11 protein-coding genes are annotated in these 12,572 nt (G+C 62.7%); 7 read left to right on the top strand and 4 right to left on the bottom strand.

Annotation, left to right across the window (positions count from 1 at the left end):
- The first annotated feature begins 67 nt into the window (after positions 1-67).
- The 3 genes from RBB31_RS08090 (at position 68) to RBB31_RS08080 (ending at position 2,888) form a co-directional block, all read left to right on the top strand.
- A complete protein-coding gene (locus RBB31_RS08090) occupies positions 68-664 on the top strand; it encodes a c-type cytochrome (protein WP_306128769.1) in 597 nt (198 codons plus the stop codon).
- Positions 661-1,095 carry a hypothetical protein gene (locus RBB31_RS08085; RefSeq protein WP_306128768.1) on the top strand — a complete coding sequence of 145 codons (435 nt, stop codon included), beginning with the start codon at positions 661-663 and terminating at the stop codon, positions 1,093-1,095. Before RBB31_RS08090 ends, RBB31_RS08085 begins: the two co-directional genes overlap by 4 nt.
- Before the next feature lie 185 nt (positions 1,096-1,280).
- Complete coding sequence (locus RBB31_RS08080; RefSeq protein WP_306128767.1) at positions 1,281-2,888, top strand: sodium:solute symporter; 1,608 nt, start codon at positions 1,281-1,283, stop codon at positions 2,886-2,888.
- Positions 2,889-2,940: 52 nt separating this feature from the next.
- Here RBB31_RS08080 and RBB31_RS08075 read toward each other — a convergent pair whose 3' ends face one another.
- Positions 2,941-3,723 (bottom strand): SDR family NAD(P)-dependent oxidoreductase, encoded by a 783-nt coding sequence (locus RBB31_RS08075; RefSeq protein ID WP_306128766.1) that lies wholly within the window; start codon positions 3,721-3,723, stop codon positions 2,941-2,943.
- A gap of 156 nt (positions 3,724-3,879) precedes the next feature.
- Between RBB31_RS08075 and RBB31_RS08070 the strand changes: the two genes are divergently transcribed.
- Together RBB31_RS08070 and RBB31_RS08065 are read left to right on the top strand one after the other, a co-directional pair.
- A complete protein-coding gene (locus RBB31_RS08070) occupies positions 3,880-4,734 on the top strand; it encodes an SDR family oxidoreductase (protein ID WP_306128765.1) in 855 nt (284 codons plus the stop codon).
- Positions 4,724-6,307, top strand: coding sequence for an alpha-amylase family glycosyl hydrolase (locus tag RBB31_RS08065; protein ID WP_306128764.1), 1,584 nt, complete (start codon positions 4,724-4,726; stop codon positions 6,305-6,307). The genes RBB31_RS08070 and RBB31_RS08065 overlap by 11 nt, the downstream gene beginning before the upstream one ends.
- On the opposite strand, the gene RBB31_RS08060 is transcribed toward RBB31_RS08065, so the two are convergent.
- From RBB31_RS08060 to RBB31_RS08050, 3 genes are all read right to left on the bottom strand, one after another.
- Positions 6,299-7,282: an SDR family oxidoreductase gene (locus tag RBB31_RS08060; RefSeq protein WP_306128763.1), complete on the bottom strand. Its 984-nt coding sequence runs from the start codon at positions 7,280-7,282 to the stop codon at positions 6,299-6,301. The genes RBB31_RS08065 and RBB31_RS08060 overlap by 9 nt on opposite strands.
- Positions 7,283-7,326: 44 nt before the next feature.
- A complete protein-coding gene (locus RBB31_RS08055; protein ID WP_306128762.1) occupies positions 7,327-8,454 on the bottom strand; it encodes a mechanosensitive ion channel family protein in 1,128 nt (375 codons plus the stop codon).
- Between the two features lie 117 nt (positions 8,455-8,571).
- A complete protein-coding gene (locus RBB31_RS08050) occupies positions 8,572-9,750 on the bottom strand; it encodes a carbohydrate porin (protein WP_306128761.1) in 1,179 nt (392 codons plus the stop codon).
- A gap of 218 nt (positions 9,751-9,968) precedes the next feature.
- Here RBB31_RS08050 and otsB point away from each other — a divergent pair, with 218 nt between their 5' ends.
- A complete protein-coding gene (gene otsB / locus RBB31_RS08045; protein WP_306128760.1) occupies positions 9,969-10,754 on the top strand; it encodes a trehalose-phosphatase in 786 nt (261 codons plus the stop codon).
- A complete protein-coding gene (locus RBB31_RS08040; protein ID WP_306128759.1) occupies positions 10,754-12,529 on the top strand; it encodes a glycoside hydrolase family 15 protein in 1,776 nt (591 codons plus the stop codon). Before otsB ends, RBB31_RS08040 begins: the two co-directional genes overlap by 1 nt.
- Positions 12,530-12,572 lie beyond the last annotated feature (43 nt).

Here is a 12,572-nt window from a genome sequence, read left to right as displayed (position 1 = left end):
CCGGACAATCAGCGGAGATGGCGGCATGACAGCAACGTACCGAGCAAGCGCATTCCTCGCCGCAGGCGTGGCACTCCTGACGCCGGGTACGGCAGCGTCGCAATCGTCCGACATCTTGCTGAATTGCACCTCCTGTCACAGCCTGTCCAACACGGAGGCGCCGCGCTATCCCGTCCTCAACGGGCAACCGGTCAACTACCTCATCGAACAACTCGCCGCTTTTCGGTCCGGCACGCGCACCCATCCGCAGATGCGTCGGACGGCGATCGCGCTCGGGTCAGAGGGCGCGCCGGCAATGTCACGCATGTATGCCGATGCACCCCCACCTGAACTCGCGCCGCAGCCTCGTGAGGAGCGCTTCGCCGATGCGATCCGCCTCATGACCGAAGGTGCCTGGGAGCGCGGGATCGCACCCTGCGCGTCCTGTCATGTTCTTCCCGGCGCCGACGAAGACGGCATTGAGACTGGGGCGCATGATGCCCCTTGGATACACGGTCAGCCGGAAACCTATCTGGCCGGCACCTTGCGGGCTTTTGCCAGCGGCGAACGCGATACGGGGGGGCTGCGACGGATGCAGGCCTACGCCGAACGCCTGACCGACAACGAGATCGCCGACCTTTCGGCCTACCTCGCCGCATATGCCACGACGGAGGATGAGCAATGACCGAGAGCACGAACCATCACTTGTCCCGCCGCGAGGTCATGATCAGCGGCAGCAGCCTGATCCTGTTCGGCGCAACCGCTTCGTCCCATGTCGCAGCGCAAACACCCCATATCGACATTGCCACGCGCCTTGCCGCGCATGCGGGTGTCGAGGCGTTGCCACGTCATCTTTTCGCCAACCTGACGGATGCCCTCTCGCCCGAAACCCGCGACGTTCTGGGCCGAGAGGACACATTGCCCGAGGATCTATCCAAGCGCGTCCTGAAGGGCCTTTACTCCGGCGTCCTGCCCGCCGCGAGCGAGGACGGTGATCCGACGCGCATCGGCTTTTCCAACGCGCTGAAGTGGGAGGCCATCGACGCCACCAACAACGTCATCAGCTACTGCGGCGGCGTCCCGCATTTCTGGGCGGACCCGCCGGAGGTGACATAACTGCGCCACGGACGGGACTGCCCCGACGATCCGGCGCACACACAGGCATCGCCCCCCGGCTGGTTACCGGGTTAATTCGGGACGATACCAAGACAGATTAAGACATTGAGAATATTTATATTTTGGAACCATGCCGACTGTCTTTGGTTGATCACCCATGATCACGAAGACTTGAGGTATCAACGATGGAAGAAGCAAATTTCTCGCTAAGCTGGATTGATTACGCAATTGTCGTTGTCTACTTCATCGGCGTGGTGGCGCACGGCATCTATGTCTCGCGCAAGAACAAGGGGTCCGGCTCCGAGGGCTATTTTCTCGCCGGGCGAACCATTCCCTGGTATCTGATCGGGTTCTCGCTGTTCGCCTCGAACATGTCGGGCTCCAGCTTCGTCGGACTGATGGGCGGCGCCTATGACAACGGCGTCGTGATCTTCAACTACGAGTGGACCGCGGCCTTCGTCCTCGTCATCTTCGCGGTGTTCATCTTGCCAAGCTATCTCAAGGCCAAGGTATCCACCGTCCCTGAGTTTCTCGAACAACGGTATGACGTCCGCTCCCGGCGGGCGTTTTCGCTTTTCACGATCCTCGCAATCATGTTCATCGACACGGCTGGCGCGCTGTACGCGGGCGGGCTGGTGATCGCCAACGTGACCGATTACCTCAACCTCTGGACAGCCGTCGCCGTGCTGGCGCTGGTCGCCGGCATCTACACCATTCTGGGCGGCCTGTCGGCGGTGGTTGTCACCGATACGGTACAGGCGATCCTTCTGATCGTGGGGGCCGCGGTCCTGTTCTGGATCGGCCTCGACGAAGTCGGCGGCTGGCAGGAACTGTTCACCGATCTCGACGACAGCAAGAAACACCTGATCCTGCCGGCCTCGAACGACTTCCTGCCGTGGACGGGCTTGTGGGGCGTGATCCTGCTGGGGTTCTATTACTGGACGATCAACCAGTTCGTCGTGCAACGTACACTTGGTGCGAAATCGCTGCGAGAAGGGCAGATCGGCGCGCTGTTCGCGGGCTTCCTGAAAATCCCGAACCTGTTTCTGATGATCCTGCCCGGGCTGATCGCGCTGAAACTCTACCCCGATCTGTCGACGCCCGACCTGGCCTTTCCGACGCTTGCGTTCGAACTGATGCCGATCGGGCTGCGCGGGCTGATCATGGCCGCCCTCATCGCGGCGATCATGTCGTCGCTCGACTCCGCGCTCAACTCCGCCGGCACGCTGGTCACGCTCGACTTCGTCAAGCCGCTCAAGCCTGACCTGGACGAACAGACCTACGTGAAGATCGGCAAGGTGGTGACCGGTATCTGCATGGTCATCGGCGCGATCTACGCCCCGATGATCGCGGGGTTCGAGTCGCTCTTCTCCTACTTCCAGTCGTCGCTGTCCTATATCATCCCGCCGATCGTGGTGGTCTACATCCTGGGCCTGTTCGTGCCTTGGCTGAACGGGAACGGCGCCTTCTGGACGATCCTCTTCGGGCTGGTCGTGGGCGTGCCGATCTTCATCACCAAGGAGGTCTATGACATCTGGTCCAATCTCGGCCTGCCGGAAATACACTACACGGTCATGTCCTCGATCATGATGTTCATCGCGATCGGCCTGCATTTCGGCATATCCGCAGCCACGCGCCAGTCGGAAAAGGAAGGTGTCGAGGATCTTGTCTGGAATGCGAAGGAAGCGCGCGAGGAACTCTTCCAGCTCGAAAGCCCGATATACCTGGACCGGACCCTGCTTTCGATACTTCTGATCGTCTGCATGGGCGGCATGATCTGGTGGTTCTGGTAAGCACGTCACGCGCGGGGCGCAAAGATCGCGCCCCGCGCACCAGGTACCGGTGTCAGATATCGACCGATCCCACAGACCCGCCATCAACCCGGTAATTCGCGCCTGTGACGAACGAGGCGCGCTGACTGGCCAGAAAGGCAATGACCGGCGCCACTTCTTCGGGCTGACCCCGACGCTCCAGCGTCAGGAAGGGCCGTTCCTCCTTCAGGAAACCGTCGACCGCATCCTTGACCGAGCCACCTTCCGCCTCGGCGCGTTTCTCCATCATGCCATCGGTCATCGGCGTCTCGATAAAGGCCGGCGCCACGCAATTCACCAGCAGACCACTGCCCGAATGCTGCATCGCCACGCTCTTGGCATAGCTTAACACGGCGAATTTCGCGCTGTTGTAGACAGCCTCTTCGGGATAGGGCTGCGCGGCATTCTCGGACGTGACGAACACCATCCGACCCCAGCCGCGATCCACCATGCCTGGCCCCACGTGCCTGGCAAGTCTTACCGCCGACAGGAAATCCGTATTGAGCGCGTGATCCCAGTCTTCTTCGGACATGGTCAGAGGATCGCCCTTTGCACCGGTGACCCCGGCCAGATGGATCAGGATGTCGAACCTGTCTCCCACCTCGTCGACAAGTGCATCCACGCCGGCCTTCGAGGACAGGTCCGCGGCAGTGGCGCGCGCGTCGCACTCCCCCGGCACGGTCCCCAGGTCATCGGCATGCTTGGCGGTCAGTGTCAAATCCACCCCCGCCTCGTGCAGTAGTCTCGCGGTCTCGCGACCGATGCCGCCCGACGCTCCGGTGACGAGGGCCGTCTTGCCTTTGATACCAAGATCCATAAATCCGTCCTTTCCTTCTGATTAAATGGCGTATGTTCGCAATTCTGCAATCAACGGCTCGGAATCGGCCCGGTTCCGAGGTTGAAGCAGGAACCACATGCGCCACCGGTTTGTTCTACGGGCAAGTATCATCACCCCCGGATGCAGGAGCACATCATGAGCACGAACATGCACATTCCCGCCCAGGCGCAGGACAAGATGCCTGCCGACGAGCACAAAATGGACCCGCCACCGGATTACGCGCCCCGCCACCCCGGCGTCGGCAAGTTGAAGGACAAGGTCGCCCTGATCACGGGCGGCGACAGCGGTATCGGCCGGGCGATCTCGGTTCTTTTCGCGCGAGAGGGCGCGAAGGTTGCCATCGCCTATTTCTATGAGGACAAGGACGCGGAAGAGACCAAGCGCCTGGTCGAGGAAGAAGGCAGCGAGGCATTGCTGATCCGGGGCGACCTGGCCGAGAAGGATCACGCAGAGAACGTCGTGTCCCGCACCGTCGATACGTTCGGCAAACTCGACATCGTGATCAACAACGCAGCTCAGCAGTGGCTGGACAGTGGCGCCGAAGACCTCGACGAGGAAACCCTGCGCCGTACCATGGACAGCAACGTGATGGCTTATTTCTTCGTCACGCAGGCCGCGCTGCCTCATCTGGGCGAGGGTGCCGCCATCGTCAACACCTCCTCCGTCAACGCGTTCAAGGGCAACGCATCGCTCGTGGCCTATTCCACGACGCGTGGTGCATCGCTGGCCTTCTCGCGCTCCATGGCCGAGGCGCTGGTCGAGAAAGGCATCCGCGTCAACACCGTCGCGCCGGGACCCATCTGGACGCCGTTCATTCCCGGAACCATGCCGCCAGAAGGGGTCGAGGATTTCGGCAGCCATGTGCCCATGGGCCGTGCGGGCCAGCCTTGGGAGGTGGCGACCGCCTTCCTTTTCCTTGCCTCATCCGACGGCAGTTATTTCAGCGGCCAGACGCTTCACCCCAATGGCGGGGCGATCGTTGCCGCCTGAGCCCTGGCCCCGCTGCCCCGTCATCTACGAGATCTACCCGCGCTCGTTCCGCGACACCACCGGCTCGGGCACGGGTGATCTTCAGGGCGTTCTGAACGGGCTCGACCATGTGGCCGACCTCGGTGTCGACGCCATCTGGATAGCGCCGTTCTACGCCTCGACGATGGAAGACGGCGGCTATGACATCATCGACCACTGTGCCGTGGACCCGGCAATGGGGGATCTGGATACCGTACGCCGTATCATCGATGGCGCCCACGAGTTGGGGCTGCGCGTCCTGACGGACCAGGTGCTGAACCACACAAGCTATCGCAACGTCTGGTTCGAGAAGAGTGCCAACCGGCAGGACGGGTTCGACGACTGGTACGTGTGGCGCGATGCCAAGCCGGACGGCACGGCGCCTAACAACTGGATGAGCTATTTCGGCCCTCCGGCCTGGACATGGGACCATAGGCGCGAGCAATATTACTGGCACCAGTTTCTCGCCTGCCAGCCCAACCTCAACCTGCGTCACGAGGACGTTCAGGCAGCGCTGAAGGCTCAAATGCGGTTCTGGCGCGACCTTGGAGTCGATGGCTTCCGTATGGATGCGATTTCGGCCTATCTTCACGATGAGACCTTTGCCGACAATCCCGTCGCCACGCCCGACGTCCGCGAACGCGTGGCCGGACCCTCTTTCAGCCCCTATGCGCGGCAGGACCATAAATACGACCTGCTGCCCGGCGATGGGGCCGCCTATTGCGACAAGGTGCGCGACTGGGCCGGGGAGGACGCCTATCTTCTGGGGGAGATCAATGTCGGCAACGAGGCGGTCGAACTTGCCCGGCAGTTCACCGAAAAGGGCCGTCTCGACACGACCTATACGATCGATTTCCGGGAGCGCGGGTTCACGCCCCGGGTGATCGCCGACGTGCTCGACCGAGCGGCCCGCCGCGGGGAACCGGCCGGGCGTCTGACGATGTGGCTGTCTTCGCATGACCAGGCGCGTCATGTTTCAACCTTCGGCGACGGCAGCGCGCGCGACGCCAGGTTTCTCGCGATGGCTGCCGGATGCCTGCCGGGTCCGTGGCTGATCTTCCAGGGCGAGGAGCTTGGCCTGCCCCAGCCCGATCTGAGCCGCGAGGAAACCACCGATCCTTTCGATCTGATGTTCTGGCCCGACGGCCCGGGTCGCGAAGGGCCACGCGTCCCGATCCCCTGGACCGAAGAGGGCAACGCTTTCGGCTTTACCTCCGGCACCCCATGGTTGCCGATGCGCTGGTCCGAGGGCGCCTCCGTTCAGGCGCAGTCTCAGGACAACGGCTCGGTGCTGAACTTCTACAAGATCCTGCTTCACCTGCGCCGCGCTCACCGCTTTGCCGACGGACGGATAGAGGCAATCGAGGCGAAGGACGATCTGCTTTACCTGCGTACAAGCTGTGATGCCGCGTCCTTCGTGGTGGCGATGAACTTCGGCACCGAGCAGCAGCGGCCTATTTCCGGCATCACCGGCGAATGTCTGTTGGCAACGGAAAATGCCGTCTCCGCCGACCGCCTGCCGCCCCGCGCCGCGGGCTTGTGGCGGTTATCCTAACAACAGGCCGATCAGGAATGTCACTGCGGGCAGTCCTGCGAAGACGGCCAGGCGCACCCGGTCCGCATCCAGGATCACGCCCTTGTCTTTCGCCTTCTCACCATAGCTGCCGCGTGCATTTGCCGGATAGTCCGGGTCGGGGTCATAAAGATTGCCGTCCAACGTGTCGCCCGTGGCCTCACGTTCGGATTTCTGCTGTTGCGTCCCGCTGTCGGCCATCTTGCGGTCCAGCCAGTCCGGCAAGACCATGTCCCCCAGCACCAGCTTCAGCACGGATTGGCCGACGAACAATTCGCGCGGCCGCGACTCGATCGCCCGCATGACCGCCTTGGCCGCAACGTCGGGGTCATAGATCGGTGGCGCCGGTTGCGGTTGCTTTGGCAAGCGGTGTCTGGCCCAGTCGAACTGCGGCGTGTTGAGCGCGGGCAGTTGAACCAGCGACAACCGCACAGGATGCTCGGCGCGGATCAACTCGGATCGCAACGACGAGGTGAACCCGTTGATGGCGTGCTTTGAGGCGCAGTAGGCCGATTGGAGCGGCACCGCGCGATAGGACAAACCCGATCCCACGTTCACGATGACCGGCTGGCCGCTATGGCTGTCCATCACCGACAGCGCCGCGCGTGTTCCGTTGACCTGTCCGCCGAACGTCGCCGCAACGATGCGGTCGAATTCTTCGGCCGTCATTTCGGCAAAGGGTGAAAAGCTCGTCAGCATCGCGCAATTGACCCACGCCACAGGCGGACCGAGATCCGTGGCGAGCCGCGTTGCGGCGGCCATCATGGCATCGGCGTCGGCCACATCGCAGGCCACGGTGGCGACGCGTCCCTCGGGCGCCTCATTGCGCAGCGCGTCAAGCCGCCCCTGACCCCGCGCGATCACGCCCACACGATAGCCATCCTCGAGCAGTCGCGCGACCACCGCGCGGCCCACTCCGGCGGTTCCGCCGGTTACGATTGCGACCTTGTCGACCATTGCTAGATTCCTCTCGGGCTGTGATGTGATGAAATACGCAGCGCTCAGAATGAACGCTCGGCGGACACCTCCGGCGTCTGCTCTGATTGCGGCCCGCCGCCGACGTGCAATTCGCCGCGCATCCGCGGCAGCGACTGGGGATAGGCCGCGCGCAGCCATTCAAGCATCTTCTCGCGCACCTCGCAGCGCAGGTCCCACACCATCGGCGAGGTGCGCGCCGTCATCAGGGCGCGGATCCTGACTGTCTCCCCACCCGTCTCGACGACCTGCAAGTTGGCGACATCGCGGTCCCACAGCTTGCTCTCTTCCAGAAAATCGCTCAGCTTGTCGCGCATTTCCTTGACCGGAACCGTGTAATCGAGGTCCCAGGTCACCACGCCGATCACCTGCGCACTCTCCCGCGTCCAGTTCTGGAACGGCTTTTCGATGAAGTAGGACAGCGGCACCACCATGCGCCGTCTGTCCCAGATCCGAACGACGACGAACGTGGCGAAGATTTCCTCGACCCAGCCCCATTCCTCTTCGACGATCACGACGTCCTCCAGCCGGATCGGCTGGGTAATCGCGATCTGGATACCGGCGATCAGATTGGTCAGGACCGGGCGCGCCGCCAGGCCCAGGATCAGGCCGGCCGCGCCCGCCGAGGCAAATAGACTGACCCCGTATTCCTGAACCTCGTCAAAGGTCAGCAGCGCCGCCCCCGCCGTGACGAGTGCAATGATGATGTTCGTGGTGCGCTTCAGCAGCCGCAACTGGGTGACATGCTTGCGCGCGGTCAGATTGTCATCGACGTTGAAGTTGAAGCGCCGGCTCGAGCGATCGGCGAAATGGTTGGTCAGCACGATCAGCATCCAGCCGATGAGGATGATCAGCAGAACAAGCGCGGCATGTTCCAGCGTGTTTTCCGCCCGATTGCTGAGATCCGTGCGTGGCACCGCAAAGATCAGCGCCGCAAGGACAAAGGCCGGGCGAAGCGGCCGGCGCGCCCGGCGCAGCAGCGAACGCGTCATGTCGAACCGCTTTTCGATCCGCGCCAGAAGAACCCGGTACAAAAGCGCGTGCACCAAAAGCGCCGCGCAGGCGACGAGGGTCAGCACTATCGCAGCACTGACACCCTCGGGCAGGCCCGAGATCCATTGTTCAAGCGACACCATGATAGAAACATCGCTCATATCGAAATTCATACAGGGTCCTCCTGCGAGACCGTTCTCGGTAGACCCCTGAAAGCACTGCGCGGCCTCGCAACGGCGCGACGGGCCTTTAGCTCGTTCAGGTCACCAACGCCCGGCCTACCAGAAATGTTCGACTTGAAGCCCGATGCTCAGCCCGTCGCGGCCCGAAACGCCGGGCGCGATGCCCGCCTGTTCCGCCCCGTCGTCCCATCCGGCATAGGTCACATAGGCGCGATAGCTCGGGCGGTCGAAGAACTTCGGACCCTCACGCCATTCCAGCGCGCCGGTGATCTTTCCCAGCGTGCGGCTGTCGCCGCTTTGGGGCACGACGTGATCAAGACCCGTTTCCAAGGCGAAGTAGATGTTGTTCGGGTTCAGGCGCCAGATCTGGCGCGCACCGATCGAATACCAGTTTCGATCGTCCGACTGCCATTCCGCCACACCCGTGGCCATCACGGAATACCTGTCGGTTGCGTTCCAAAGGTACGATCCGACCAACCGGGCCGACATGTCGCTGTTGGCCGCCTGTGGATCTGACGCGAAAGACAGGCTGCGCCCTGCCCCCCAACCGGTCTGCAAGGCCACCACGACTTTCTGACCGCGCTTTGTTTCGTGATCGACCTGAAAGGTCATCATGCCGCCGCCGTCGTTGGCCAGCCCGCTTTCATCGGCAAAGCGAAAGTCCAGCCCGACGGTCAGGTCGGTGTTCTCTGCCAGCGCGATCTCTTCGAGGCGCGTGTCGAGACGGATATACGGTGTGCCGTCCAGCGCTGTTTCGATATCGCCGGCACTTGCGAAGAACAGCGCGACCGACCCCTTGGCAAAATCGAGATCGACACCCGTCACCCCAAGCCCGCTGCCGGTGGCGTCCCAATAGTAGAAATCGTTGATATGCACATCCTGACGCTTGTAGAACCTGTGCCCGGCCCAGATTTCCGCTCCCGACATGGCCCCCGTATCCGTGAACTTCGACACCCCGATCCAGGCTTCCTCGCCGAAGAACTGGACATCGTCATAGGCATTGAGCGGCGTGGCAAGCAGACTTCCGCGGAAGGTCAGCGCCACCTCCGGTCCGCCGCCCTCTGCGCCGAAAGTCAATGTCCCGCCAAGCTCGGCATAGGTCTCGCATTCGTTGCCAAGCCTGTATTTCGCCCGTGCGCCCGGAAGTTGAAAGCAGACCTGCCGGTCGCCGTCTGCATTTATCCCGAAACCAGATCGGACATAACCGAAGGATTCAAAGCTCGGGCCGGGGGTATCGGCAGTGTCGTCCTGCGCATGAACCACCGTGGCGAACATACTCAAAACGGCGGCAATCAAACGACGCATATTGAACCTCACGTTTTTGTGTGAACGCGTGATCGCGCCATACCGTTCCGTAATTCGCGCGTCGCGGTCGTGGAACGCGGCTCGACCGCCATCCCCCCATTCTCGCACCTTGCGCGGCTGAACGCAGATTCTCCGGAGTGGCCGGCAACTGGTCCTTGAAGCCCGACACGGCGCACTAACTTTCGGTCATGACACAGCTTTCCGAACTCCACGACGCCAGCGACGGCGCACACCCGCCCGACATAGACTGGCGCCTGAGCGCGGCTTTCCTTGATTTCGACGGCACCCTTGCCCCGTTGGAGCAGCACCCCGATGACGTCCGCCTTCCGGACCGTGAGCGCAGGCTGGTGAACCGATTGAGTGACCTCACCGGCGGCGCCGTGGCCATCCTGACCGGTCGTGACCTGAGCAACATCCGCGGCTTCTTCAAGGACATGCCGGTCGTCCTGAGCGGCAGCCACGGCGCGGAGATCGAGGGCCACGACAGCCCCCTGCTTCGGCCGGACGCACAGGCGGAGCTGACCCGGTGTCACGATGCGGTACGAGGCTATGCCGAAAAATACGGTTTGCTCGTGGAAAAGAAGGCAGCGGCCGTGGCCGTGCACTATCGCGAAAAGCCGGATATGCAGCAGGCAGTGACCGCCTTCGTAAGTGATCTGGCCGAAACCAGCAGCGCCCTGAAGCCCCTGCATGGCAACATGGTCAGCGAACTGACCTTGCGCGACGTCGACAAGGGCACGGCCCTGCTGCGTCTGATGGAGCATGGTGCCTTTCAGGGCCGGATCCCGGTCTCGGTCGGGGATGACACGACAGACGAAGACACGTTTCGCGCGGCCCGGTCTCTGGGCGGTGTCGGCTTGCGGATCGCGACCCGCACGTTGGCGGAAACGGCGGCAGAGCACGTTTTCGCCACGCGCACCGATTTCGTCGACTGGCTCGAACACAGCCTCGAGCAAGAAACGGAGGCCGGCTGATGGATCTCGGACTTGTCGGAAACTGCTCCGTCGCCGGGCTGATCGACCCGCATGGCAGCCTGAACTGGTTCTGCCTGCCCCGGTTCGATGGCGACCCCGTCTTTCACGCCCTTCTGGGGCATGGTCCTGACAACCCCGATGACGGCGCCTTCAAGATCGAGATGGAAGAACTGGCCGAGGCCGAGCAGGCCTATCTGCCCAACACCGCGATCCTGCGCACCGTGCTGCGCGGCAGCGGCGGCGCGGTCGAGATACTCGATTTCTGCCCCCGTTTCGAAGCCTTCGGCAGACGTTACCGCCCCCGCATGTTCGTCCGCCAGATCCGCCCGCTCGACGGCTGGCCGCGCGTCCGTATCAAGATCCGGCCCCGTTTCGAATACGGCGCGAGAAAACCTTTCGTCTCGTCAGGATCAAATCACATCCGCTACGTGGGCGAGCAGGAGGTCATCCGCCTGACCTCCGACGCCCCGCTCGATCACGTGCAAAGCGAACAGCTGATTCATCTGGACCGCCCCTACACCTTTATCCTCGGACCGGACGAAACGCTCAACGAGTCCGCCGGCGCGACCGGAGATCAGTTTTTCCAGAAAACGCGCGCCTATTGGAAGACATGGTCACAGCGTCTCGCCGTCCCGTTCGAATGGCAGGATGCCGTCATCCGCTCGGCCATCACGCTGAAGCTCTGCAATTACGAACAGACCGGCGGAATCGTCGCCGCGATGACCACTTCGCTTCCCGAGGCGCCGCATAGCGGCCGAAACTGGGATTACCGGTTCTGCTGGGTGCGCGACGCCTTCTTCACGGTCCGTGCGCTCAATTCGCTCGCCGCGACGCGCACGCTCGAGAACTATTTCAAATGGCTGATGAACGTGGTGTCGGACGCCAAGGGCGGCCACATCCAGCCCGTTCTCGGCATCGGATTGGAGACGGAGCTGACAGAGTGGCAGTCCGATCATCTGTCCGGCTTCCGGGGCATGGGCCCGGTGCGCATCGGCAACCAGGCGCACGAGCATTTCCAGCACGACACCTACGGCAATGTCATACTTGGCGCCGCTCCTGCCTTTTTCGATCAGCGCTTGCGGATGGATGTGGGTCGGCACGCCTTCGAAATGCTGGAACCGCTGGGAGAGCAGGCCTGGCGGCTGCACGCCGAACCCGATGCCGGGATATGGGAACTGCGCACACGCTCCCGCATCCACACGTCCTCTTCCCTGATGTGCTGGGCCGCCTGTGACCGGCTGGCCCGCATCGCCGCGCATCTGGGTATCGCCGACCGGGCACGTTTCTGGAGCGATCGGGCGCACCGGATCCGCGAAAGAATCCTCGCCGAGGCCTGGTCCGACAAACGCCAGACCTTCGTCGAAAGCTTCGGTGGCGAAACCCTGGATGCCAGTGTCCTTTTGATGGGCGAGGTGAATTTCCTGCCGCCCTCGGACGAGCGCTTCAAGCTCACCGTCGAGGCGCTTTCGCGCTCGCTCGGGCGCGGTCCGTTCATGCTGCGTTATGAGGAGGCCGACGATTTCGGCGTTCCCGAGGTTGGTTTCAACGTCTGCGCCTTCTGGCGGGTGGACGCGCTGGCCCGGATCGGGCGCAAGGAAGAGGCACGCGAGTATTTCGAAGAATTGCTTCGCGCCCGGAACGGGCTGGGCCTCATGTCCGAGGATACCGCCTTTGACACAGGTCTGGGATGGGGCAACTTTCCCCAGACCTATTCCATGGTCGGGATCGTCAACGGCGCCATGCGACTCTCTCAATCCTGGGAAAGCCAACTTTGAACGCGACCGCGCCCGTTTCCGAGGAACGATCTCGCGCGAGTAA

It is taken from the genome of Roseovarius sp. MMSF_3350 (genome assembly GCF_030733425.1).
In the GTDB taxonomy this organism is placed as follows: domain Bacteria; phylum Pseudomonadota; class Alphaproteobacteria; order Rhodobacterales; family Rhodobacteraceae; genus Roseovarius.
This window is presented reverse-complemented; position numbering and strand designations above follow the sequence as displayed.